Raw genomic sequence first — 23,890 nt, forward strand, 5'->3', positions numbered from 1 at the left:
AGAAGAAAGAGGGACTCAGATGGGATTAAAGACAAGTGACTTATCTTTTGAAGATCGCGTAAAGCGCAGTATTGATGATAAATTTATGCAAGCTGCGGTTCGTAAATCACAAGATGATCAATGGGTGAAGCGTGAGTCATCACGTGAACAATTAGGAAATTGGGAACAGTGGCGTGAACTAGGCGAACAAATTCGTAAAGAAACAATCGCTTACCTACCCGACTACTTAGAACAATTTGCTGATAACGTAGAAAAAAATGGGGGTCATGTCTTCTTTGCTCAAACCGAACAAGAGGCACAAGACTACGTTAAAAAAATAACACTTGAAAAACAAGCGAAGAAGATCGTTAAATCAAAATCAATGGTAACAACAGAAGTTGGGCTTGATGAAATGCTTTTAGAACTTGAAGGCGTTAGTGTAATGGAAACTGATTTAGCTGAATTTATCTTACAAATGGATGATTGGGATGAACCGTCACATATCGTATTCCCTAATATCCATAAAAATAGAGAACAAATTCGAAAAGTCTTTGAAGAAAAATTAGGCTATGATGGCGACAATGAACCTGTACATATGGCTCGTTTTGCTCGTGAAGTCTTACGTGAATTCTTCTTGGAAGCAGATATCGGAATTACTGGCTGTAACTTTGCGATTGCTGACAGTGGCGTTATTAACCTTGTTACTAATGAAGGAAATGCCGACTTATGTATCAGTATTCCTAAAACACAAATCGTTTTAATGGGGATGGAACGTATTGTTCCTTCTATGAAAGAAGCTGAAGTTGTCGATAATCTACTTTCTCGTAGTGCTGTTGGACAAAGCTTAACAAGTTATATTACCTTTGCCGGTCAAAAAAATGAGATGGAATCAGATGGACCTGAAGAATTCCACGTTGTTATTTTAGACAATGGCCGTTCAAATGCCTTAGGGACTGAATTTGAATCCATGTTACAATGTATCCGTTGTGGAGCTTGCTTAAATGTTTGTCCTGTTTACCGTCAAATTGGTGGTCACGGTTACGGTTCAATCTATCCTGGACCTATGGGTGCTGTTTTATCTCCTATCTTAGGTGGTTATGAAGACTTTGGTGATTTACCGTACGCATCAAGTCTATGTGGGGCTTGTACAGATACATGTCCTGTTAAAATTCCATTACATGAATTATTAGTGGCTCACCGTACTAAGATGACGGATGAATTAAAAATGCCTAAAGGGATGGACCACCAAACAATGAAACTTATTGGGCGTGCAACATCATCTCCTATCCTATTCAAGATGGCTATGAAGATGGACCACGGGGCAACTGGTTTAATGGCTAAAAAAGATGAGGTAACTGTTGAAAACTTCTACAATCACGGTGGTTATATTAACAAAGCTCCAGCAATGGCAAAAGGTTGGACTGATGTACGTGACTTGCCTCGCCCACCAAAATCTAAAGATGCCTTTAGAGAATGGTACAAACGCCACAAAAAAGAACAAGAGGAGGCTGGTAAATAATGGCTGATACAACTAATAATAAAGAAAAATTCCTTAATCACTTAGCTGACCGATTAGGAACTCCTCGTCATTCTTTAGGCGATAAAAAAATCGAAGCCGTTCATGACCTAGCTCAAACGACTTTAACAGATAAAACACAAGACGAACTACTAGAAATTGCAAAAGAAAAATGTAAAACAATCCATACACCCGTTGTTGAGGTTAATTACGCTGATTTACTTCCTAAATTAGAAGAACTAATCACAGACTATGGTAATGGTAACTTACTATTCCCAGACGATAATCGTTTTAAAGAATTTGAGTTGGATAGCTTACTTGCTAAAGAAGACGCTCATACTTGGAAATGTGGAAATGAATTCCGCGATGAAAATATTCGTGTGGCAGCTGATACTAATGTGGCTGTAGCATTCGCTGAATTTTTCCTAGCAGAATCTGGTTCGGTTGTTGTCGAATCAAATGCTGGGCAGGGACGTTCTTTACACTTCCTACCAAAACGCTACATTTCAATTATTCCAAAAAGTAAGATTGTTCCTCGTTCAACACAAGCAGCAGCTTACTACACTGAAAAACGTGAACGCGGTGAAGAAACTGGTGCCATTCACTTTATTTCAGGCCCTTCAAACTCAGGAGATATTGAAATGCAATTAGTAGTTGGGGTTCACGGCCCTCTAGAAGTCACTTACTTAGTAGTCATGGATAAATAATAAAAAGCAGACACGATTTTTCGTGTCTGCTTTTTTTAGTTATAAGCTCATATGTAAAATTGGATAATCTCTTCCTTCGTTATCTTTTTCATCTCGACCAATCTGTTTAAACCCGTGAGATTTATAAAAAAAATACGCTCCTGTATTTTGTTCGTTGACATCGACAGTCTTCAAGCCTTCATTAATCATGATTTGAATAATCGTTGTGCCATGTCCTTTTCCTTGATAACAAGGATCTAAAAATAACATTTCTAAGTGATCCTTAGAAAGAGCACTAAATCCTATAATCTCACCATGTCTATACCACAATTGAACATCAAGTAAATCCAAGTACATAGGGATAACTTGTTTAATCTGCTCAAAATCATCTTGTTTTAAAAAATCATGTGTATGCTCCACCGATTTACTCCAAATATCTATAATATCTGGATAATTCTCTTTAACTGCACGGCGCTTTTCCATAACATTCCTCCGAATTAATCACTGAAATATTATCTTACCATTAGCACCGTTATTTTGATAGTCTATTTTATTATTTTAAAAGTAATTTTAACCTATTTTATTCTTCGTTAACATTCTAATAAAGCCAATAGCTGATACCACTAAATAACAACTAATTATCCATAGTGATAAAGAAAAAGCACGCTGATAATCTTGTAATAATGCTCTGTCCAAACTATTAGTTAAAAAATATTGAAATAACGCACCAATTACGCATACACCAATCACGTTGGATAAATACATCACGGTATTAATGAATGCTCCACCTATCCCTAATGTCTTAAACGATACTTTTTGTAATATAATGCCCACTAACGGTGTTGTCGTTGCACCCAGAAAACTACCATATAAAAATAGTAAAACAGCATTACGCAAAGATAAAAGATTAGGTATTATCAATATACTAAAACTTAGAACAAGTAGTGTGAGAATCATTCCTAAACATCCTATCAATAAAAGACGGTCGTTTAATACTGCTACCAAACGACTTGACAGTAACGATGATAAGATAAAACCTACTCCTAATGTTAGAAATATAAGACTAGTCTCACCTACTGTTTTTTTTAATCCATATTGAGAATAGTAAGTAATAATAAAAAATAGAGAAAACATCGCCATATACGTGAAGAAGACAGTAATTAAGCCTCTATTGTAATAAGTATTTTTAAATAAAGTCATGTCTACAACAACTGGTTTATTTTGATTTTTTCGGTTAACTTCAATTTTGAAAAATAACGCTATACCAACACTACCTAATACAATAATAAATAGTTCCTTATAAAAAACACCTGTTTGAATTCGATATAAGCTATTGATAACCAATAAAATTGACGGGACTAAAAGTACAACACTCCACCAATCAAACTTAGGCGTCTTAGCCAAATTGATTACTTTGGTACCACCTTTTAAACTTTTCATACCTAGTAAAATAAGTAGACAACATGGTATGTTGAACAAAAAGATATTTCGCCATCCCAATCCCATAAAATTAGCACTCATTATTATACCGCCAAACATTAAGCCAAACGTAAATCCTAATCCTATAACAACCCCATATATGCCAAATACAAGCGGCTGATCTTCTTCTTTAAATTCCTGACGCATTAAAACTAAAACTTGAGGTTGTATGCACGCAGCAAATCCCCCTTGTATCAATCTAATAAAAATTAACACTGCCGGATTACTTGTTAAAGCACCTAAAATTGAAGCAATTAGGAAACCTATAATTCCAATCATTAATAACCTTTTTTGACCAAATAAATCCCCTAACTTGCCACCAATAATAAGTAGAGCTGAAAGCCCTAATGAATAGGCACTTAAGATATATTGAGCTTGGCTAAACGTTGCCCCAACATCTAATTGTATTTGAGGCAATGCTACCTGAAGCATATAGGTATTGAGTGAGATAATAAGGTTAGGTAATAAAATAATAGCCAAAACTAACCAATTTAAACTTTCTTCTTTACCTACTACTTTATTTTTAATTTGACTCATTATGACCTTCTACCATTTCCTTAGCCAGTGTCTCTATTCCGTCAAATGACTGATAACCATATCCAAACATCGCGTTATAATCCAGGCCATATATTTTATTTTCTTTGACAGCTTTCATACCACTTAAACGCTTATCTGCTTTTATCCCCTCGATAAGTTCGTCTGATGTCACACCGTTTCCTTCACCATCAGACCAATCTGGTACAATTAAATAATCTGGATCTGCCTTAATTAATGCTTCAACACTGACGTTACCTTTTTCGTCTTTAAAGATATTATCCAGATTTAATAACTCAAAGACACTTTGGAAAAAGGTTTCTTTTGCTGCTGAATAAACCACAACCTCATCTTTTGTACTCATATGTAAATATGCAAAGGTAGCCTTCTCTCGTGTTCCAATTGTTTTCTTGATTGTTTTTTCTTTCTTTTGTAATTTTTCAGAAAAACTGTTAGCTTCGTCTTCTACTTTAAATACTTTTCCTATTTTTTCTATATCTGAATAAATCGAATCAATAGTACCACCTTGGATAGAGGATTCTAAAATGAAAGTTGGTAGTTTCATATTCTCTAACGTCTCAACAGAACCATTTCCCCATTCTTCTTCTGTAAATAATGTCCCTCTCCCAAAAATCAAATCTGGTTCCGTACTAATCGCTAATTCTTTACCAACATAATCAGTCGAAATCTTTTTTAATGTTTCATATTCTTTTTTTACTTCACTATCTCCACGACCAAAGTCAGCTCCTACCCCTACTATATTATCTTTTAAACCTAGGTGTAATAATAATTCAGCTGCTGGTTTGGTATTTACGAAGACCTTTTTTGGAATCTCTTTATATGTCATTTCTTTTTCTTTAAAGTCTGTTGCTCCAGCTTTATTCCAATAATTGGTCACTGTTACACCAGCTTTATTATTTTCTTTTTTAGATTCATTTGATCCACATCCAACTAATAAAAGACTACTTAATACTATACCTACTACTAATTTTTTCATTATTTATTCCTCCAATTTAAAATAAAAGTTTAAGCCTTGATCTATTGGGTTCCGGTAGATATGACAGGGAACATCAAATAACTCACTCACTATTGTTTCGGTTAATACAACTTCTGGAGGCCCTTCTGCTACTATTTCGCCATCTTTCATCGCATATATATAATCGCAATATTGTGCGGCTGTCTCCAAACTATGTAAAGCTGTTAATATGCCACACTCTATTTTTTTCAACTCACTTAATAAGGAGAGCTGATAATTCACGTCAAGGTGATTTGTTGGTTCATCTAATATCATGTAATCTGTTTGTTGACACAATGCACGGGCTATAATAACGCGTTGCTTTTCTCCTCCTGATAGCGATAGGAAATTTCGATGTCGATATTCTGTTAGTTCAGTTTTTTCTAAAGCTTCATCTACATAGTTCTGATCTTCTTTTGTATTGCCTTCCATCAGTTTCTTATATGGCGTTCTCCCAAGTAAAACCATATCTTCTACTTTTAAATCAAAATTCACTTCATTAAATTGACCTACAACCGATAAATGCTGGGCTGTTTTTTTTGTCTTAGTAGACATAAGATTAAGTTCATCCAGTTGCATCACCTCTGCTTCACAAGGTAGAATACCTGCCACTCCTTTTAACAGAGTAGACTTCCCGCACCCATTCGGTCCAATAATTCCAACAAATTGTTTATCTACTACTCTGAGTGACACTTCATTCACAATTGTCTTAGCTTGACGTTTTATCGTTAATTTTTCAACTTGTAGACTCATTTATTCTCCTCCAAAGTTGTATTCTTTTTTCACTATCATATAAATAAAGATAGGGGCACCAATTAACGCTGTTATTATTCCAATTGGCAACTCACTTTTTGATAAAATTAAGCGTGATATTAAATCACAGGCTATCATAAATAGTCCGCCTGATACTATTGAAAGAGGAACTAATTTTTTATGACTTGATCCACAAAAACCTCTGACTATATGAGGGATAATTAATCCAACAAATCCAATCATACCTGAAAAAGCAACAACCGCACCTGTTAAAATAGAGGACAATCCCATATATAAAAATCTATAAAATCGTAAATTAATGCCTAATGATGTCGCTGCTTCTTCGCCTAACAACATCACATCAAGCACTCTATATTGCGTTAGAAAAAAAATGATTAAACTTATAAGCACTAGTGCTAAAACTGTTACATTTTCCCACGTTGCGGACGCTAAACTTCCCATTGACCAAAACGTTACAGTTTTCATACCTTCTGCATTATTTGAAAGAAACACAATTAGACTAGTTAACGCTCCAAATAAGGAACTTACAATTGTCCCCGATAAAATTAATTTAATAGAGGTCATCCGTCCGCCAATAGATGAAAATGTAAATACTAAAAGTGAGGCTAGTATCGACCCGATAAATGCACCAAATGAAATTCCTGCTGATGCAAGATAAGGAATCGAACTAAATCCGATTAGAATTGAAAATGTCGCACCTAATGATGCACCCGATGAAATCCCTAAAATATAAGGATCAGCTAACGGATTTTGAACCATCGCTTGCATGATTACCCCTGCCAATGATAGACCCATCCCTACAAATAATGCTAAAAAAACTCGTGGCGCTCGCACGTACCATATGATATTACTATCAGCTAAACTAACCGAATTACTCCCAAACGTTATCTGATTGAATGTTAATTTCTTAACTAGCACAGCTGTTACATCAGCAAATGAGATAGTTGCCTGACCATTAGCTATCGATATAATAATCATACTTAAAGTTGCTATTACTAGTATCATTAAACTCATTGAAACCCATTTAAATTCTTTCTTTAACACTATGTTCACCTCGATATTTTTTAATTGAGAATGATTATCACTATCAATAACAAAATAATAACATAGTTAGTTTACTTAATCAATGTGTCATATCTCACAAAGTTAGTTCATAATAAAAAAGCCTTAATACATATCAAAATGTACTAAGGCTTTTCCATTAATAAATCAAACGCTCAAATGGATACTCTTTATTGAATCGTTTTTTGTATGCTGCTGACATATAATCATACCAATCATCCGAACCTTTTTGTCCCTCTAACTCTAACTTGCCTGGTAATTTGTAATACTTATAGTCTTCTTCTGCAAAGAAAAGAACTTCTTGAATATAGTCTTCCTTATTCTCAAAACTACTATAACGCTCTACTTCTTGTGGGTCAAAGTGAACAAAAACACCCCAGCCACTTTGATTATGAGCAGAAACATAATCACCATCTTCAGAACCTTCACCACCAAATTCTATTTCAGCAAAACGTTTTGCTAGTTCTTTTTCTAAAAATAACATTAATTCATTGCGAGTCCCAACATATTTTTCTAAATCTTCATCTGGAATAATCCAACCACCTATATCAGTTCCACCCTCATATTTTTTTCCCATTATAATTCCTCCTACTTCAAAAACAGCTTTACTCATACCGTTACTTCAAAGTCCTATTTATTACTTATTATAACATGTTTAAACCAACTACCTCACTATTTCAAGACAGAATTAAACAGTATTTTTCAATAAAAAAAGCTCATAGCGAGCTTTTTTTAAAGTTCTGATAACGGGTACTTCTCCCAAATATTAAATAACACTTGATCTTCAGAGTTATAAATATAACGATCAATACGGTCATAAAATTCATCGAAACTATTTAATGTAACCTCTGCATCCCATAAGAATCGTCCTGTTAAAAATGAAATTAGATACTGGTCCCAATCCTCAAACTCTTCACGGACAATAGGTAAGATTTCATTAGATAATCTATCGAAAAATTCTTCTAACTCTACAAAACCTACTAAATAACCATGCAGCATAATATTGCCCGCACGACACAATTCCCATGCCTTTATGTTTGGCAATTCATTAAATGATACTGATTTTATTTTACTTGCTTGTCTCGTTGAATTTAGCTTATCCAGATAGTTAAAACCGCCTTCAAGTAAACCAAGTTCCATCATATCTATCACTGATAATTTTTCGTGATGGAGCAAACACTTTAAAATACGTTCTGCACTCGCCATTAAATAAAACATATCAGCAATTCGTTGAACACCTAGATAGTTCTCAGTAGGAATAGTATCTATTTGGATATGTGCCTCATTAAAAGCCGTCAGCACTTTTTGATACTCTTTTTCAAATTGAAATCGTTCTATCTCAGATTCAAACTCCCATTTTTCAGACCGTCCATACTTTAATGTTGCAATATACTTTTTCATATCCGTACTTGATATATAACTGTCTTTAGTATTCATCGTTTCATAATGAATTCTTCCTTCAACTAACTGATTCGTTGTCTTTAATAGCTCATCTCGCGAGTGTATATTCCATCCCTCAGTTAATACAGCTAAACTTTCAGTATACTGGGCAGCCGTCCTTGGGTAAAGGTAATAAGGAGCTTTCTTTGACCAAGCAGTATATATTGCCATAATTGTTAAAGCTTTTTCATCTTCTTCTGAAAACTTCATTCCTTCATAATGATGAGCTTTCTCATTCGAATGATACTCTTTGGGTTCAACCGTCAACCAATCCATTTTTTTGAATTTCCTTCTATTTGTAGCACTTATATAATCAAAGTTGGTAAATAATAAGTAATTGTAATTATTATTTGGAAAATGAAGGCTATTTTCATCTAAATAATACCTCATTTTAATTATATAATCTTGCCAAGATTCAAAATGAGGAACTAGCTTTCTCAATATATGAGTACTATAGTTATCAAAATCCTCATCTGATAGTTTTCCTATTTTTTGAAACCATCTCAATCTCGCCAAAATCATCAATAGCCCTCTAATTTGATCTCCATCAAAGTAAATCGATGTGTCTTGATTATTTTTCTGTAAAGTATCGTTTAATACCATAAAACCATAACTGCTCATTGTATAATTTCCTAAATTAACTGCCTCTATTTTTTTTAATAAATCTTGATCTACTTCTTCACGATTAAACTCACTTAAAAGTACACGTTGTTGTTCTTTAGAAAAGTTAGCCGCATCTAAATCCGTTTTTAAAAAAGGCATCAATAAATAATCTAGAGCTAAGTTATTTTTATTTAATTCGTAAAATGAAAATTTATACTGTTTTTTCTTTTTATACATCAAGCCAACCATCCATCCATCTAAAAGTCACACAAAACGTATTTTTATTGTAACATAAATGAACTGTTTTTCCTTACTTGATGTTTCCTTTTTTATTATATTTTTCAAGATAATTTTTAGTTTTTAATAAATCAATAATCATCTCTGGATTATCTTTTTTCAGTTGTTTAAAAAAAGTTTGGGTAGCATTATAAGAATCACGTGCTCCTTTTATTGAACGTACATCCTTTTCAGTCGCCCCTACTAATTGTAAAAATTGAACCTCACCATGTATCGTTTCTAGTTTTCCTAATAAAGGGTCCTCAGAAATTATAAATGTTGGGTAGCCTGTTTCAGATACCAATGTTTTATTACTATCTTCTAACACTTGATCCTCTATAAAATAGCACTCTGTATTTTTTGTATACTCTCCAAATTCAATGATTTTATCCAATAACCAATAGCATTCTTCAACAGTTTCAACCTTTAATTTAGCTGTGATTTCGTAGCCGTATTTACTATATCTCCTACCAACATTTTCTTTTTTAGAATACAGTTCAGACATTCCCAAACTCACGATATGAAAATAATCATTATTAACGTGATACATTCTAAAGCCCTCAATTGGTGATTTTTCTTTTTTTTCTACTGGAATCGAAATATATATAGGGGTGATCAATGGATAAGCCTGACTCAGTCTTTTTTCTATAGCATCTAACCCAGGAGCATACTCTTTTGATGGCACTACTTTTATATCGTTAAAACCATTCCAAAATGCTGCCATTCTTTTTTTCAATCGACTGAATTTTGTAAGTTCATTTTTGGCTGCAAATAGTTCCATTTGTAAACTCCTCCACTTCATCGTATTATTCTATCTTAAATAAGTATAACTAATAAAAAATCATTTTTTTATTTTAGATTTTAAGTTTCAATAAATCAAAAAAAAGCTCACACGAGGTGAACTTTTTAATCTTGCCATTCTACAATTTTTGTAACTTCAGCTAACTTAACATCTACTGTGTATTCCATATCTGGATCTTTAGGGTAACGACTCTCACGTCTATAAATTTTCATCTCAACTGTTTTTCCATCTTTCGATTTTGTAAGAGATACAAAGTGTAAACGAGATCGTTCTAATTTTTCTTTATCTTCTTTTTGCTTGTCTTTATCTTTGTCTTTATCTTTGTCTTTGTCTTTGTCTTTGTCTTTATCTTTGTCTTTATCTTTATCTTTGTATTCGCCTTTCCACTTCATGGCAATTGTATCATTTTTATTCTCTTTGACTAACCAGTTTTTATTATCATAATTATCCCAGTCAATCTTTTCATTCATAATAACGCCTGAATTTTTATAAGTTTGTTCTAATAATTTTATTGCTTCATCTCTTGTCCAGCGGCGTTTTTCTTTATCTTCAGTATCCACTTTAACTTCTTTACCCGCTACAATATCTTCAAATCCATTTTTTAATTCTTTATTATCAGTAGGGCTAAAGTAAACTAAGCCTGCACTATTTGACTCATCTTGTAATGTTACAATAACTTTCGGTTTATTCTCTGAAATCGCGAAGAAATAAAGATAAGCAGCATCGTCTTTACTTGCTTCAATATCTGAATAAACAGCTACAATATTATACTCTTTTTTACCCGTGCCATCTTTTGATACACCCGCTGTTACTTTATTTCCATTAACTGCGATATTATTTTTAGATAGATCAGCTGGAAACTTCATTCCATGAAAATTAACATCAGTATTGCCTGGATAATAACGTTTATATTTTTGATCATACTTCTTACCCCAAGAGGTCATAAATTTATCTAATGCTTCACCTTTTTGTGTTGACCATGCTAATTCTGTAGAAGGCTTAACTTTACCTTTTGCTTTGTCTTTCTTTTTATCTTTGTCTTTGTCCTTTTTCTTATCTTTGTCTTTGTCTTTGTCTTTTTTCTTATCTTCTTTTTTCTCTTCTTTTTTCTCTTCTTTTGGACCTTTTTCAATTTCATCCATTAACTCTTCTGCTTGTTTCTTCAAATCAATCGAGCCACCAACAACACGTCTCAATTCTTTTAGCTTATCCATAGATGCTTTGTAAGATTTATCTTCTTTCAATTTAACCGCTTCTTTGTACATAGCAAGTTGTTCCGTGAAAACTTTAGCGTCTTTATCGTCTTTTTTTAGCTCTAAAGCTCTTTTAAAAGCCTTCTCTGCCTTATCCCAGTCTTTATTCTCTATTGCTTTTTTACCTTCCGCCATAGCTTCTTCATAGGTTTGCTTCTTTTTAATACCTTCCTGACCATTAACAGAACTTGTTGGTTTATCTTCATGTTTATTTTCTACTTTTACCTCTTTAGCACAACCTGTTATGCCAAGTAAAACAGAAAACAAAATTATCATCTTTGTGACTTTCATTATATACACTCCTAAAATATTTCAATTTAAACTTTATTATACAATACCTATGTTTTTTTTCATATAGACTTTCATACAGTATAATCAAAATTTTGTTTTTTTCATGCTTAATTCACAAAAGAATCTTATTTAATAAGCCATTTTCTCCACATTCATCTCTATTACACTACAAAAAAGAGCCTACTTCATGTAGACTCTGGTTTTTTACCATGCATTTCTTTCTCTAAAATCACACGTTAATTTATTTTTTGCTTCTAACGCTATACGCCCTGAATAGGTCATGACACACTCTTCTGATGATGGGATAATTCCCACTAAAGTATATTCATAATAAGGTGCTTGCATTTCTTGCCATCCAGCTTCTTCAAAAAGCTTTTTACTTTCGCTAGACGGTGAAAGTGCACCAAAATGATAACATTTATCAATCATTTGATTGATTTCTTGCATCATTGCCTGTCCGACTCCTTTATGTTGGAACTCAGGTCTAACCCCGATTGCTTCAACATATCCAACTTTATGTGGTTTGTTATCCAATAAAATAGAGCGTTGAACAACTGCTGCATGAGCGATTAATTGGTCCTCTTTAAATGCTAAAAAATGACTCCCGCCTAATGCATGCGACAATTCTTCTACTGAAAATTCGTCGCCATTAACCTCTTTTAATAACTTAAATATTGCCATTAATTCCTCATCAGATAAATCACTAGTATGTTTTTTGTTTATTAGAACTTCTTCCATCTTTTTCACCTCGTTAGCTTTAACAGAACTATCATACTAATTTTGGTAATAAATAGCAATTAAATAACTGTTTTCTACCACAAATAGACTCTTTTTTATATAACAGACTATTTATGTAGGTGTTTTAAGAATTAAAAATAAGTAACAGTGATAATAAAATTAACGGAATAGCGAATAAGACACTCCCTACATTAACAAGGAATTTATCTAATTTATCTTGTTTGACTAACTTTGAAAGACCTATATAAATGACTAAACCAACTATTCCTCCTAACGTATTAGTCAACACATCTGTAATATCAGTCGCACCTATCCCTAAAATATACTGACTCACTTCAATACAGACACTAAACCCCAGTATCATCATTATTTTTTGTAAATAGTTTGTCTGCTTACTAATAATTCCCAACAGACCTCCAAAAGGAATAAAAATCAAACTGTTATTTATAATTTCACTAAAGTCCAAGTTACCATTTATAATAACAGACTCACCAAATGGTATTAAATTGATTACACGATGACCTGACAGTACTAACGCTTTAAAATCTGCAGGAGACGCTGCCATCTTAAATAATAAAATCCAAACTAGTACAACCAGATAACTTATAAATAAATACTTACCTTTTACCTCTTTTTCCATCTTCAATGCCTCTCCATCCTATTTTCATTATATCTAAGTATACGAACTATCTGGTCATTAGACTATCCAACTTTTGACTGAAAATTTATGTGGTATATATAAGACTTTAGTCTGATACAAAAAAGCAGAGAACCTATTGGCTCTCTGCTTTTAATTAATAGTCTAATATATTTTTTGATAAAAAGAGACAAGATCAGCTACTGACCCTTTTGTTATCATAGGGATTGCTTTTTCTATTAATGAACGCTCCCAATCAAACCATCTCATCTCTAGCAACTGTTCTATTTCTCCTTCAGTAAAACGTGACTTAATCACCTTAGCTGGATTACCTCCTACTACTGTATAAGGGGGGACGTCTTTGGTTACAACTGATCCTGATGCAACAATGGCTCCTTCACCAATTGTGATACCTGGCATAATCATGGCATTCATACCAATCCATGCATCACTTTTAATAACCGTATCCCCCTTAGGTTCATATGTCTCTCCAATTGTTTCTGCAAAAGGGTAGACACTGATACTATCTGTTGGATGATTATGATTACCACCCATCAAAATAATAACACCACTAGCGATGCACACGTAATTTCCGATAATTAATTTATCAACATGCCACCCCATATCCTCTATAGGGTTAAATAATTCGCGGGACACCTTATCGCCCCACATGTAACGGACACAGCCGTCTTCAAAATTCGGGTTATCATAATAACCTGAATAATAAGAATAGCCCCCTACTTCAATTAGTGGATTTGTTATACTATCTTTTATATATTTAGTCTCTGACCAATGATTAAATGTTGTCATGTTTGTTTCCTCGCTTCTAAGTTTTATTTAATGGTTAACTTAGAAGCTTACTACGGTCGCAACATTTTTGAATTTTAATAATCGTCTTACCATGCTATAAAACTCCCTTTTAATAATAGTTTCTATAGTGTAATCTTTAAACGCCTAAAGGTCAATTAGAAAAGAACGAGTTAACTTCTTTAACAATTTTAGGTGTCTGAGTATGGTGTAAATAATGTGTCCCTTTTAAAGGAACTAGTTTAGATGTTGTTAAGTTGGAAATCTGCTCCTCGTGCATCTTAATCCAATTAGTCATAGATTGGTCATTATCTGCCACAAACAATAACACGGGCATATCTTTCGGATACATCAACCCTCGTGATGACGGAAAGCTATTATTTAATTCTTTAAGCTCTTCTTTAAGGTTTTCGCTACTCATATTTTTCAATGTGAGTAACCGAATTTGGTTAAAATCAGGATTAGATTTTTTTATTCCTAAGGCACCTTCCGGATTAACTTTTATCATTGCGCGTAATACACCGACCTCTTTCAAGAAATCTAAAGGTCTCATATCAATCCCAGGCCAAGGTTGATCGGCTACACTCGAATCAATTCCAATAAAACCTTTCATTTCATCAGCATACTTTTGAGCATAATTAACAGCGTATAATCCTGCGATAGAATGGCCCATTAAGGTATACTTTTTAATACCTAATGTTTTAACTATCTCATGTATTTCTTCTGTTATATTGGCAACCGAACGTTTACGATTCGTTTGACTGCTTAGCCCGTATCCAAATGGTTCTACTACAATCACTCGGTACTTCTTTTTTAATTCGTTAACCATGGGCTTAAAATCAAGATACGGACTCGCTGTACCTTGCCCTGGAAGTAAGACAATCGTCTCCTGACCTTTCCCAACATCTACAATATTGACCTCTCCATCAAATAACGAGATTTTTTCTCCATAAGTCTCAATTTGACTAGCTTCTCGTTTTAAACTCACCTTGTTAATGATATAACCAGAGCCACTTAATAAAATCAACACGAGGATAATACTTAGCATAACTTTTCCTATTCTTTTTAATAAGCGTTTCCCTCTTGATCCCTCTTGTTTACTTTTTTGCTTGCTCATTTAATTCTGCCGCCTTTCGTTCAATCTCATTCATAAGGCGTGTCATCATCTCTTCATTCAAGATTGGCATACCTGCTTGCTCTAATATCGTTGATGCTGCTTTTAATTTGTCCATAAACGTTTCTACTGTATTGGGAAATAATGCTGGAATAAACCAAGTACTTACGATTAATAAACTTAACTCAGCCGATTGTTTAGGTTGGCTAACGTTTACTGATCCATCTTCATTTCCTTCGATTAAGCATTTTTCAATTAAAGGGGCCATAACCTCGTTATTAGATAAGACATACAGCGCAAAAAACTTTGGATTCTCTAACAAACTAAATGACAAATCTCGAGTGCCGCCCAAATCACTATTAAACATTGTTTGAAACATCAATTCTTGGATTTTTTCCAAGCCATTTTTATTAGGCAATGCCACTATCCCTGCAAGCTCCTCTTCTTTCAGTAAAAATCGTCTTACAACAGCTTCAATAATGTCATCCTTCGACTTAAAGTGATGGTAAACCGCTCCTTTTGATAAGCCGTCCAGTTCTCTTACAATATCTTGTATTGATGTTTTTTCATAACCTTTTTCAACAAACAAACGGGTAGAAGTGTCTAAAATCAATCGTCTTGCCTGTTCTGCTGTGTATTTTTTAGCCATAATAATCCCCTTTCTAAAAAACATTCAATCGGTATGTTTTTAATCTTACGAGATTTACCTGATAGTGTCAACAAAAAAAAGACACAGCGATTACTCGCTCTGCCTTTTACTCTCTGTTAAATGTCGTGTGTACTGTAAATATAAATCATCCGGTCTTTCTGTGTGGCGTCTTACTCCTTCTTCTTGTGACCACTCACTTATTATAAAGATAGTCTCAACAAGTTGCCTCGCCGTTAACTCTTTAGGTTCTATATAACTTGAACGCGACTCTAAATAACGCATAGCTTCTTCTACCATAATGGCTTTCGTCCACTTGGTTATAAGGTGACTACCTTCTAAATCATGTGTTTGAGAGATAATCAGATTTTGTAAAGAGGAGTTAGCAAAAAATCTCTCTGCACTACTAAAGGGCGTTTGATAACGTTCTGTAAGTGAAATCTCTAGATAGTCTGACATCAAAAGACCTATACCATATTTAAAAATGGCTTCTTTATCCTCAAAATGATAATAAAAACTTGTATGATGAATGCCAACTTTTTGACAAATTGCTCGTACTGAAAGCTTACTGTATTTTTTCTTTTCAACGACACACTCATTGTATACGGTCTTCCAAATCGTATCCTTCATACTCTTTATCCTCTTTTCCCGACACTCTACTAAAGCTGTCGGATGTTATTTTTTATTTAGTCTATTATACTGATTATAGAATGAAATAGAAAGGAGCTCACCTAACATGAGAGCGATTAAATTATTTATTGCCATAAGCTTAGATGGCTATATTGCAGATACGAAAGGGCAGATTCATTTCCTAGAAAGTATTTCCCAAACAGAAGAGGACAATACATACGAAACGTTTATTAACTCAATCGATACTGTTATTCTTGGTAGTACAACCTATCTACAAGTAATTAATGACTTATCACCTGATGATTATCCTTATAAAGAAATGAATTCTTACGTCCTAAGCAGTCAAATAGGCTTACCACTAAAAGAAAATGTGACAGTCATTAATGAAGATATCACCACACTTATCTCTCAACTGAAAGAGACGGCTGGTCAAGATATTTGGTTAGTTGGTGGGGCAAGTATCATTAATCCACTTATTGAAGCCAATCTAATTGATGACTACCACATCAGTATCACTCCTTATTTATTAGGTGAAGGAATTCCATTATTTTCACCCAAACCAAAACAATTCCCACTGGAGTTACTGTCACAATGTGCTGTTAATGGTATGATTCACACCCATTATCAACCTAAAAAATAAAAAGAGCGATTAAATTCGCTCTTTTTATTTTGCTTCAAGTTCCTTATAAAATCTATCTAATTGTCGTTGATTTTTTATGATTACTATTTTTTCAGAATGATTTTTTTGTATATCCTTAAAGAACTGTCGGCGCTTCTTGTCTCTGCCTTGGTACAGTAACCACCAGACAAACTCTGCATCTAATTTTTCTTCACACCCTGCAGCCATATCCGGTCTCGTTTTTCCGCGGTATTTAAAATAACGTGCCGTCGCACGGCGAAGACTAGCCCACCTTGAAAATAAAAGCAACACAATTTGGTCCGACTTATCTAAGCGCTCTGCCAAATGAAAGTTACTGTAATTGCCATCTATTACCCAGGATTCATTCTCTAAAAATTTAGAGACTGTCTTTTGTGACTCTTCTATCGGTCTGACTTCCCAATTTTCTAAAAATTGGACGGTATCTAGATGAAGGGCCTCACACTCATATGACTTAGCAACTGCTTTAGCCAAAGTAGATTTACCACTGCCACTGTATCCCATAATTGATACTTTCATTTGGTTTCACACTCCCTTTTTTTAGTTAGTTTTTAATTATAGCACTAAGCATGTCTTCCCTCAATCGATCTACATAATAAAAAGGACGCTTCAACAGCGTCCTTTGCTTATTTTTTAGGTGTGACTATTTTTAAAAAGCGTGCCAATTCATCTAATGATTGTAACTGACGATTACACGTATCACTATTGTGACAAATATAGTTTCCTTTAGTTAAATAGTTCCCTTCTTTCGAGACTTTTCCTTTTGCCATAAATAAACTAACACCAGATGTGCCATGACAAATCGCACAAATTCCTTTTTTAACGTCAGGCGATAGTGTTCCTTCAAGACCTACTAGTTTATCATCTTGATAACTAATCAAGTACTTACGTTGTTTTCCACTATCATTCCAGCCATAAAAAGTTTGATGGGCTAAGTCAACTTCTTCCCATTTAGGAATACTTAGCTTTTTCGTCTTAGCAAAAACTTTTTGTAATCCTTTATCACTCGGTACTTTAAACGGAATAACGTATGTTTTAACTTTCATAAGATAACGCTCTAAATCACGTTGCGCTTTCCCTAAGTTTAACGGCTCTTTTAAAAGTTCTTTTTGTTCTGCTGTTGCTTCTGGGAACTCTGCCATGATTTTCTCTATAGCTAACGCTTTTAAAGTTGCCACCGTTTGTGTATCGTTCACCGAACGCTGGCTTGTTGTAATGGTTATAGCTTGCTCTTCTATAATATTGTATTGATAAGGTTTAATAAATTTAGTCATCTCTGTTTCCTCCTTTAGTGTTAACACAGCTAAAATCGGTCCTGACTAATGGAGTTGCTTAATTTAAACTCACTGTACTAATCATTCCCGATTATGGATGACTGTACAGAGCGATGCGTTTTAATTGGCATCTGTGATCACCACCTTTAAATAATGACAATAGTATACCACACGCACTGAATTTAGAATAACAGTTTATTGTTCTGATAGTCTTTCTTGCATAAAGTCTCTTACGTTCTGACGTTCAGCTTCATCTACTCTAAAGTTTAACTGCTCTGCTACACTATCTTCAAGCTCGCCAAAATAATCAAACATTAGCATTAGCTTGTTAGAAATATCTTTAAAATCACCGTTTGGGAAAATCCCTTGAAAGCGAGTCATTTCGTCTTCTGAAAGATATCTACCAATATATTTACCAAATGCCCCAGTTGAGACTTTAAACTCATGAGCTAATCCTATCTTCCAATTAACCATCTCGATTACCATCGGCACCACAAACTGGTCATAGTTATGCTTGGCATACATTAATTCCTTGCGACAAATCCCTTTCGTCACAGAAAGACATAACCATCTGAACTCATTCACTGTATCTAAAAATTCTTTTTCGGTTGGCTTTTTAATATAAAAGTGAGCCTCTGTTTCGACAGGAACTAATTCTGAAAAATTATCTTTATTTAGTAAAATCTGACGCGGTTCTTTGTTACACTCTTCTGATAGTTTCCTTACATCACACAACGTCAAATCAAGACGGTGACCATCTTCAAACTGAATAAGATAGGCAAATTTCTCAATCCCCTCAAAATCATAAGGCTCTGAAAACCAGTCCATCGGTTTTTGCATGATTAATCGCTCACCAAAGACATCTAACCAATCGTCTTTTTTTGTAAATGACTGTATATCTTTTACATAAAAGACACAGTCAAAGTCACTGTACTTATCACGAGTCGCTGAGGGATTAACACGAGATCCGTCCAACGTTACGGCACGAACTCTCTCGTCATTTTGTGCAAAAGTCATAATTTGTTCAAGCATCTCTTTATCTGTTCTCATATAGGCCTCCATCAATTAAGCTTTATTTATGCCTCACTATAACACGTTTTAAACTAGCAAAAAAGCCACGACCTAGATCGTGGCTTTACACTTTTATTTAGACAACATTTCACTTACAACTGGATCTTTTACAGTAACGCCTTCTTTTTCAAGACGTGCAATTGTTTCTGAAAAGTTTGGTAAAAACTCTTTATGTGCGATTAATAATTCATCTAAAATACGTTTAGCTGTTTCACCTGCTGTGACTAATGGGTTAATAGTGAAGGCTTGTAACGCTAAGCCATAATCCCCTGTAATCGCTGCTTCAATTGTTGTTAATTCCATATTCTTCATCACTTGTAACCAACCTTTTTCTGCTGGTTGTAATGAACCGAAGGCAATTGGCAACGCGCCTGCTGCTCCAACAAATGCTGATACTTCAACTACGCAATCTGCTGGTAGGTCTGGAACTGCTCCGTTATTTTTAGTTGATACAACAATGTGAGTATTTTTATTGCCGTAAATTGATGCAATTGTTTCGCAAGCAGCATCTGAGTAATGAGCTCCGCCACGTTTAGCTAATTGCTCTGGTTTATGGTCTAAGTTCGGGTCTTTATAAAGCTCGAATAATTCTGCTTCTGTTTCTTTTACTTGTTGTGCACGTGTTCCTACTGTTTTGTACTCTTCTAGAGAATGCTCTAACATTTCTTCTTCTCTATAGTAGTAACGGTGATAGCCACACGGGATAGCTTTCATTTGTTCTAGTTGCTCTCTAAAGAATGCAACATCGAAAATATTTGCTGGAAGCCCAGCATCTTCACTGTACATTTTATCAATAATTTTAAGCGTCACATCTTCGCCATCTGAATTTGTTACACGGTGCCAGTGGAAATGGTTAAGTCCTGCAAATTTATAAACTAACTGGTCTAATGTTGTATCTAACATTTTGGGTTCCATCATCATAGCCCCTACAGGAACATTACATAACCCCATGACTTTATCCCATTTACCATAACGAACAATCGCCTCTGTTACCATACCTGCTGGATTTGTAAAATTGATTAACCATGCGTCTGGACATAAATGTTTCATATCTTCAACAATATCTAAGATAATAGGAATAGTTCTGAATGCTTTAAACATCCCACCCGCTCCATTTGTTTCTTGTCCGATCATACCGTAGTAACCTGGAATACGTTCATCTTTAATACGAGCGTCTAATAAACCAACACGGAATTGAGTGGTTACAAAGTCAGCATTTTTTAATGCTTCTTCTCTATCTAAAGTCAAATGAATCTCTACATCATATGGAGAGGCATCCCACATACGTTTTGCCATCGCCCCAACGATCTCTAATTTTTCTTTACCTGCTTCAATATCTACTAACCAAATTTCTCGGATTGGTAACTCATCGTAACGTTTAATAAAGCCTTCCATCAATTCTGGTGTATAACTAGAGCCTCCACCAATTGTTGCAATCTTAATGCCGTTTTTTTCTGTCATTGTCGTCACTCCTTAGTAGTTTTGTTATGAGTCAATTGTAAGCCTTTTCTTTTGATGCGTCGTTAGTTTTTAAAAAACGAAACTCATATTTACAAATTAATGATAATCTAGTAAACATTTTGTAAATTTTGTTCCAATTCCCTACTACATTTCTCCTTTTTCTACTTTCAAAGCTTTCTGATCTTCCACTTTGAAGAACGGGAAGAAAATACAGAAGCTTATAAAAATTTCAATAACTTGGAAAACAGCTCCCCGCCAGCCTGATAAAATAAAACCTGAGAAAATAGGAGGCATTGTCCAAGGTAACTGTAGTCCATTGGTTAACGGTACAATCCCCAGTGCCATGACGACATACGTTAAGATTCCTAATACAAGAGGACAAAGAACAAACGGAATTAACATAATCGGATTCAATACGATCGGCATCCCAAAAATCAAGGGTTCATTGATATTAAAAATAGCAGGTCCAAATGATAATTTACCCAATACTTTGAACTGACTTGATTTTGCAAAAAACATACATGCAATTGCTAATCCAATTGTCCCACTTGCTCCACCAATTTTTATATAGTTACTATAGAATTGCATGTTAACAATATTCGGAAGGACATCACCTCTAGCAAAAGCTTCTGCATTCTCTACCGCTAGCGCTGTCCAAATAGGTGTCATAACTGCTAACATAATGTTTGAACCATGAATCCCAAATGCCCATAATGTCGCTTCGAATAATATTAAAACAATAAGTGCAGGTAATGAACTACCTAATGATAATAGTGGTTTTTGTAATATTTCAAATATAAAATTATGTGCTGTTTCAAACGGCGTTAATAAAAATCCAATACGAATTAAATTAACGATAACAACAACAATAAATCCAGGGATTAGTGCAGAAAACGAGTTCGCTACATTCGGTGGTACAGACTCTGGCATCTTGATAACCCACCCACGCTTGATCACTAATCTAAATAATTCAACTGATAAAATGGTCACTATCATCCCAATAAATAAGCCTGCTGCACCAAAATTAGCAATCGGTAAGCCTTCTGCTCCAGTAGAATCTTTCATAACAGGTGTTAAAATAAAGAAAGCTAATAGCGATACTGCTTGACTACCTACAATATCTATTTTATATTCCTTAGCTAAACTTCTTGATATTCCTAAAATGACAAACAACGTCATAATATTCATCGTCATTGTGTTAACAGTTAAAAAATAACTCGGCCACTCTTTTCCAAGAAGCCCTTCCATAAAATCAAGATACGGTTGAAACGGTAGCTGAGTAATCAATAAAAAGACTGAACCGATAATAAGTAGTGGCATAACCACAAAAAATCCATCTTTAATTGCTGTTAAATATCTATTTCGGTCTAATTTTTGAGCCAGTGGTGCAAGTTTATTTTCTACTGCTTCTAGAAATTTATCCATCGATTAAACACTCCTCTTATTCAGTTGTTGTAAACGTTTACATATAAAGAGTAAAGTGTTACGCCTAATCATACAATTCGAAACAATGATTTAAAAAAAGAATTTACAGAATGTTATTTTTTATACTAGAAGCAGACAGAATATTTTTTACAGATTGTCTCTCTATTTAATTAAAAGAGACATTTTACATTAATTAAGATACAATTAATGTAAACGCTATACTAAAAGTGAAGGAGCTTATCTTATGCTGTTAACAGAAAAATTAAAGAAAACTCTATTTTCACCTACTGAACAAGTGGTTGTTGACTATTTATTAGACAAACGCTCACTAATAGCCAATCAAACGATAAAAATGATTGCTGAAGAAACTTATACAAGTCCTTCGATTCTTATTCGCATCTCAAACAAGATGGAGTTTGGCGGTTGGACTGATTTCAAAAAAGCATTCTTAGCTGAAATAAACTATCTAGATACTCATTTTCAAGAAATCGATGCTAACTTTCCTTTTACAGAAAAAGATTCATTCACAACTATTGCAAATAAACTTGGGACGCTCCTTCAAGAGACCATCACAGATAGCCTTGATTTACTTCACCACGACGACTTGGCCAAAGCCATTCGTTTAATGGAAGATGCCCCCACTATTAAAATATTTACGAGTAACATCAACGTTTACCTTGCTCAAGATTTTTGTCATAAAATGAAACGTATCAATAAAAATGTCTCCATTATTAGTTTAGATGGCGAGCAAGTTTTTGAAGCAACCAATTCTGACAGTTCTGTCCTAGCTTTATTAATCTCATATAGTGGTGAAACACGATCCATCACGCATCTATTGCCTATACTGAAAAAAAATAAGGTAAAAATACTCGCTTTAACCAATATGGGTGAGAATACCATTGCAGCTAATGCTGATTGTTCTCTAAAAATCTCAACTCGAGAAAAATTGTACTCTAAAATCGGGGGATTCAGCAGTCACTACTCTATCTATTTTCTACTAGATACGCTATACTCATGTATCTTTTCTCTAAATTACCAAAAAAATCTGGATCATACGATTGCCATCTCCAAGATGAATGATCCGCGATGTTCACAACTTGAAACACTAAAAGAAGACTAAAAAAATAGAGCCTGCTTGGCTCTATTTTTCTTTAATTAACTTCTTATATTTTTTAACTTTTTTCAATGCCCAGTCATAATGACTAGATGTTGCAGACACTAGATATGCCCCTAATGAGGTTGTATTAGTCCACTTATAATATTTCTTAGTAAATAACTCTTCATTTGTATGTGAAGAAATAATAGCCATGACTTTTTCATGTGTGTCTAAAACTAATTGTTTACTTTGCGACAGACTTATATCCTGACACGCTTCCCAAAAACACTGATTCAAATCAGGTGTTGTCTTCCATGTATACCCTTCCTTGGGCATAACAGGCTTTTCTCCAGACATACCGACCTCGTACCACGTTAAAAATAACTTATGCCACTCATGCAAATGACACAACACATCCCTAATTGTGCGATCTCGGTCTTCAAAAGGAAAAATCGCTTCTTGTTCTTCCTCTGTCATTGACTCAATAAGTTCCATTAATTTACTATAATTTTCTGATGATAAGGTCACTAAACTTTCTTTTGTTGTCGGTCTAGCCATGGTATAGCCTCCCTTTAGTTATGTTTATATAAAAAATTATAAGTTACTTTTAAAGATTACACCAT

25 protein-coding genes are annotated in these 23,890 nt (G+C 34.2%); 4 read left to right on the top strand and 21 right to left on the bottom strand.

The window, feature by feature from the left end; all coding sequences use genetic code 11:
* The first annotated feature begins 19 nt into the window (after positions 1 to 19).
* The gene (locus CBF31_RS04485; RefSeq protein ID WP_126831198.1) at positions 20 to 1,498 is read left to right on the top strand and encodes a LutB/LldF family L-lactate oxidation iron-sulfur protein; all 1,479 of its coding nucleotides are present in this window, start codon (positions 20 to 22) and stop codon (positions 1,496 to 1,498) included.
* On the top strand, positions 1,498 to 2,202 hold the full coding sequence (locus CBF31_RS04490; RefSeq protein ID WP_126831199.1) for a LutC/YkgG family protein: 705 nt from the start codon (positions 1,498 to 1,500) through the stop codon (positions 2,200 to 2,202). Before CBF31_RS04485 ends, CBF31_RS04490 begins: the two co-directional genes overlap by 1 nt.
* A 39-nt stretch (positions 2,203 to 2,241) precedes the next feature.
* Here the strand turns inward: CBF31_RS04490 and CBF31_RS04495 are convergent, their stop codons facing one another.
* From CBF31_RS04495 to CBF31_RS04565, 15 genes are all read right to left on the bottom strand, one after another.
* The gene (locus CBF31_RS04495) at positions 2,242 to 2,664 is read right to left on the bottom strand and encodes a GNAT family N-acetyltransferase (RefSeq protein ID WP_126831200.1); all 423 of its coding nucleotides are present in this window, start codon (positions 2,662 to 2,664) and stop codon (positions 2,242 to 2,244) included.
* A gap of 87 nt (positions 2,665 to 2,751) precedes the next feature.
* Positions 2,752 to 4,197, bottom strand: a complete 1,446-nt coding sequence (locus CBF31_RS04500) for an MFS transporter (protein ID WP_126831201.1) — start codon at positions 4,195 to 4,197, stop codon at positions 2,752 to 2,754.
* The gene (locus CBF31_RS04505; RefSeq protein ID WP_211330819.1) at positions 4,184 to 5,191 is read right to left on the bottom strand and encodes an ABC transporter substrate-binding protein; all 1,008 of its coding nucleotides are present in this window, start codon (positions 5,189 to 5,191) and stop codon (positions 4,184 to 4,186) included. The genes CBF31_RS04500 and CBF31_RS04505 overlap by 14 nt, the downstream gene beginning before the upstream one ends.
* A 3-nt stretch (positions 5,192 to 5,194) precedes the next feature.
* Positions 5,195 to 5,962 (bottom strand): ABC transporter ATP-binding protein, encoded by a 768-nt coding sequence (locus CBF31_RS04510; RefSeq protein ID WP_126831203.1) that lies wholly within the window; start codon positions 5,960 to 5,962, stop codon positions 5,195 to 5,197.
* Positions 5,963 to 7,036, bottom strand: a complete 1,074-nt coding sequence (locus CBF31_RS04515) for a FecCD family ABC transporter permease (RefSeq protein WP_245977925.1) — start codon at positions 7,034 to 7,036, stop codon at positions 5,963 to 5,965.
* Positions 7,037 to 7,184: 148 nt separating this feature from the next.
* Positions 7,185 to 7,622, bottom strand: a complete 438-nt coding sequence (locus tag CBF31_RS04520) for a hypothetical protein (RefSeq protein WP_126831204.1) — start codon at positions 7,620 to 7,622, stop codon at positions 7,185 to 7,187.
* A gap of 155 nt (positions 7,623 to 7,777) precedes the next feature.
* Positions 7,778 to 9,325 carry a DUF1266 domain-containing protein gene (locus CBF31_RS04525; RefSeq protein WP_170167880.1) on the bottom strand — a complete coding sequence of 516 codons (1,548 nt, stop codon included), beginning with the start codon at positions 9,323 to 9,325 and terminating at the stop codon, positions 7,778 to 7,780.
* 73 nt (positions 9,326 to 9,398) lie between these two features.
* Positions 9,399 to 10,145: a suppressor of fused domain protein gene (locus CBF31_RS04530; protein WP_170167881.1), complete on the bottom strand. Its 747-nt coding sequence runs from the start codon at positions 10,143 to 10,145 to the stop codon at positions 9,399 to 9,401.
* Positions 10,146 to 10,270: 125 nt separating this feature from the next.
* On the bottom strand, positions 10,271 to 11,710 hold the full coding sequence (locus CBF31_RS04535; protein WP_126831207.1) for a DUF4767 domain-containing protein: 1,440 nt from the start codon (positions 11,708 to 11,710) through the stop codon (positions 10,271 to 10,273).
* Positions 11,711 to 11,914: 204 nt separating this feature from the next.
* Positions 11,915 to 12,448 (bottom strand): GNAT family N-acetyltransferase, encoded by a 534-nt coding sequence (locus CBF31_RS04540; RefSeq protein WP_126831208.1) that lies wholly within the window; start codon positions 12,446 to 12,448, stop codon positions 11,915 to 11,917.
* Positions 12,449 to 12,572: 124 nt separating this feature from the next.
* Positions 12,573 to 13,088: a VanZ family protein gene (locus CBF31_RS04545; RefSeq protein ID WP_126831209.1), complete on the bottom strand. Its 516-nt coding sequence runs from the start codon at positions 13,086 to 13,088 to the stop codon at positions 12,573 to 12,575.
* Between the two features lie 162 nt (positions 13,089 to 13,250).
* A complete protein-coding gene (locus CBF31_RS04550; RefSeq protein ID WP_126831210.1) occupies positions 13,251 to 13,895 on the bottom strand; it encodes a CatB-related O-acetyltransferase in 645 nt (214 codons plus the stop codon).
* A 151-nt stretch (positions 13,896 to 14,046) separates the two neighbouring features.
* Positions 14,047 to 15,009, bottom strand: a complete 963-nt coding sequence (locus CBF31_RS04555; protein WP_126831211.1) for an alpha/beta fold hydrolase — start codon at positions 15,007 to 15,009, stop codon at positions 14,047 to 14,049.
* On the bottom strand, positions 14,990 to 15,655 hold the full coding sequence (locus CBF31_RS04560; RefSeq protein ID WP_126831212.1) for a TetR/AcrR family transcriptional regulator: 666 nt from the start codon (positions 15,653 to 15,655) through the stop codon (positions 14,990 to 14,992). Before CBF31_RS04560 ends, CBF31_RS04555 begins: the two co-directional genes overlap by 20 nt.
* Before the next feature lie 90 nt (positions 15,656 to 15,745).
* Positions 15,746 to 16,282 (bottom strand): TetR/AcrR family transcriptional regulator, encoded by a 537-nt coding sequence (locus tag CBF31_RS04565; RefSeq protein WP_126831213.1) that lies wholly within the window; start codon positions 16,280 to 16,282, stop codon positions 15,746 to 15,748.
* A 106-nt stretch (positions 16,283 to 16,388) separates the two neighbouring features.
* Here CBF31_RS04565 and CBF31_RS04570 point away from each other — a divergent pair, with 106 nt between their 5' ends.
* The gene (locus CBF31_RS04570; RefSeq protein ID WP_126831214.1) at positions 16,389 to 16,922 is read left to right on the top strand and encodes a dihydrofolate reductase family protein; all 534 of its coding nucleotides are present in this window, start codon (positions 16,389 to 16,391) and stop codon (positions 16,920 to 16,922) included.
* 24 nt (positions 16,923 to 16,946) lie between these two features.
* On the opposite strand, the gene CBF31_RS04575 is transcribed toward CBF31_RS04570, so the two are convergent.
* From CBF31_RS04575 to CBF31_RS04595, 5 genes are all read right to left on the bottom strand, one after another.
* Entirely contained in the window at positions 16,947 to 17,459 is a 513-nt protein-coding gene (locus tag CBF31_RS04575) for a P-loop NTPase family protein (RefSeq protein WP_126831215.1), read from the bottom strand.
* 107 nt (positions 17,460 to 17,566) lie between these two features.
* Positions 17,567 to 18,214, bottom strand: coding sequence for a FusB/FusC family EF-G-binding protein (locus CBF31_RS04580; RefSeq protein WP_126831216.1), 648 nt, complete (start codon positions 18,212 to 18,214; stop codon positions 17,567 to 17,569).
* Positions 18,215 to 18,409: 195 nt separating this feature from the next.
* On the bottom strand, positions 18,410 to 19,264 hold the full coding sequence (locus CBF31_RS04585; protein WP_126831217.1) for an aminoglycoside 6-adenylyltransferase: 855 nt from the start codon (positions 19,262 to 19,264) through the stop codon (positions 18,410 to 18,412).
* 93 nt (positions 19,265 to 19,357) lie between these two features.
* Positions 19,358 to 20,746 (bottom strand): 6-phospho-beta-glucosidase, encoded by a 1,389-nt coding sequence (locus CBF31_RS04590; RefSeq protein ID WP_126831218.1) that lies wholly within the window; start codon positions 20,744 to 20,746, stop codon positions 19,358 to 19,360.
* A gap of 144 nt (positions 20,747 to 20,890) precedes the next feature.
* On the bottom strand, positions 20,891 to 22,171 hold the full coding sequence (locus CBF31_RS04595; RefSeq protein WP_126831219.1) for a PTS sugar transporter subunit IIC: 1,281 nt from the start codon (positions 22,169 to 22,171) through the stop codon (positions 20,891 to 20,893).
* 244 nt (positions 22,172 to 22,415) lie between these two features.
* Between CBF31_RS04595 and CBF31_RS04600 the strand changes: the two genes are divergently transcribed.
* Positions 22,416 to 23,291 carry a MurR/RpiR family transcriptional regulator gene (locus CBF31_RS04600; RefSeq protein WP_126831220.1) on the top strand — a complete coding sequence of 292 codons (876 nt, stop codon included), beginning with the start codon at positions 22,416 to 22,418 and terminating at the stop codon, positions 23,289 to 23,291.
* Positions 23,292 to 23,312: 21 nt separating this feature from the next.
* Here the strand turns inward: CBF31_RS04600 and CBF31_RS04605 are convergent, their stop codons facing one another.
* On the bottom strand, positions 23,313 to 23,825 hold the full coding sequence (locus CBF31_RS04605) for a ClbS/DfsB family four-helix bundle protein (protein ID WP_126831221.1): 513 nt from the start codon (positions 23,823 to 23,825) through the stop codon (positions 23,313 to 23,315).
* Positions 23,826 to 23,890: the final 65 nt, after the last annotated feature.

The sequence above is a fragment of the Vagococcus fessus genome (assembly GCF_003987565.1).
Classification (GTDB): Bacteria; Bacillota; Bacilli; order Lactobacillales; family Vagococcaceae; genus Vagococcus_D; species Vagococcus_D fessus.

Coding starts and splice junctions, on each gene's coding strand:
- CBF31_RS04520 (WP_126831204.1), bottom strand. CDS start 7,622: ATGGGAAAAAAATATGAGGGTGGAACTGATATAGGTGGTTGGATTATT.
- CBF31_RS04605 (WP_126831221.1), bottom strand. CDS start 23,825: ATGGCTAGACCGACAACAAAAGAAAGTTTAGTGACCTTATCATCAGAA.
- CBF31_RS04550 (WP_126831210.1), bottom strand. CDS start 13,895: ATGACAACATTTAATCATTGGTCAGAGACTAAATATATAAAAGATAGT.
- CBF31_RS04485 (WP_126831198.1), top strand. CDS start 20: ATGGGATTAAAGACAAGTGACTTATCTTTTGAAGATCGCGTAAAGCGC.
- CBF31_RS04500 (WP_126831201.1), bottom strand. CDS start 4,197: ATGAGTCAAATTAAAAATAAAGTAGTAGGTAAAGAAGAAAGTTTAAAT.
- CBF31_RS04575 (WP_126831215.1), bottom strand. CDS start 17,459: ATGAAAGTATCAATTATGGGATACAGTGGCAGTGGTAAATCTACTTTG.
- CBF31_RS04580 (WP_126831216.1), bottom strand. CDS start 18,214: ATGACTAAATTTATTAAACCTTATCAATACAATATTATAGAAGAGCAA.
- CBF31_RS04595 (WP_126831219.1), bottom strand. CDS start 22,171: ATGGATAAATTTCTAGAAGCAGTAGAAAATAAACTTGCACCACTGGCT.
- CBF31_RS04570 (WP_126831214.1), top strand. CDS start 16,389: ATGAGAGCGATTAAATTATTTATTGCCATAAGCTTAGATGGCTATATT.
- CBF31_RS04525 (WP_170167880.1), bottom strand. CDS start 9,325: ATGTATAAAAAGAAAAAACAGTATAAATTTTCATTTTACGAATTAAAT.
- CBF31_RS04565 (WP_126831213.1), bottom strand. CDS start 16,282: ATGAAGGATACGATTTGGAAGACCGTATACAATGAGTGTGTCGTTGAA.
- CBF31_RS04490 (WP_126831199.1), top strand. CDS start 1,498: ATGGCTGATACAACTAATAATAAAGAAAAATTCCTTAATCACTTAGCT.
- CBF31_RS04545 (WP_126831209.1), bottom strand. CDS start 13,088: ATGGAAAAAGAGGTAAAAGGTAAGTATTTATTTATAAGTTATCTGGTT.
- CBF31_RS04540 (WP_126831208.1), bottom strand. CDS start 12,448: ATGGAAGAAGTTCTAATAAACAAAAAACATACTAGTGATTTATCTGAT.
- CBF31_RS04590 (WP_126831218.1), bottom strand. CDS start 20,746: ATGACAGAAAAAAACGGCATTAAGATTGCAACAATTGGTGGAGGCTCT.
- CBF31_RS04530 (WP_170167881.1), bottom strand. CDS start 10,145: ATGGAACTATTTGCAGCCAAAAATGAACTTACAAAATTCAGTCGATTG.
- CBF31_RS04600 (WP_126831220.1), top strand. CDS start 22,416: ATGCTGTTAACAGAAAAATTAAAGAAAACTCTATTTTCACCTACTGAA.
- CBF31_RS04495 (WP_126831200.1), bottom strand. CDS start 2,664: ATGGAAAAGCGCCGTGCAGTTAAAGAGAATTATCCAGATATTATAGAT.
- CBF31_RS04585 (WP_126831217.1), bottom strand. CDS start 19,264: ATGAGAACAGATAAAGAGATGCTTGAACAAATTATGACTTTTGCACAA.
- CBF31_RS04535 (WP_126831207.1), bottom strand. CDS start 11,710: ATGAAAGTCACAAAGATGATAATTTTGTTTTCTGTTTTACTTGGCATA.
- CBF31_RS04555 (WP_126831211.1), bottom strand. CDS start 15,009: ATGAGCAAGCAAAAAAGTAAACAAGAGGGATCAAGAGGGAAACGCTTA.
- CBF31_RS04560 (WP_126831212.1), bottom strand. CDS start 15,655: ATGGCTAAAAAATACACAGCAGAACAGGCAAGACGATTGATTTTAGAC.
- CBF31_RS04505 (WP_211330819.1), bottom strand. CDS start 5,191: ATGAAAAAATTAGTAGTAGGTATAGTATTAAGTAGTCTTTTATTAGTT.
- CBF31_RS04510 (WP_126831203.1), bottom strand. CDS start 5,962: ATGAGTCTACAAGTTGAAAAATTAACGATAAAACGTCAAGCTAAGACA.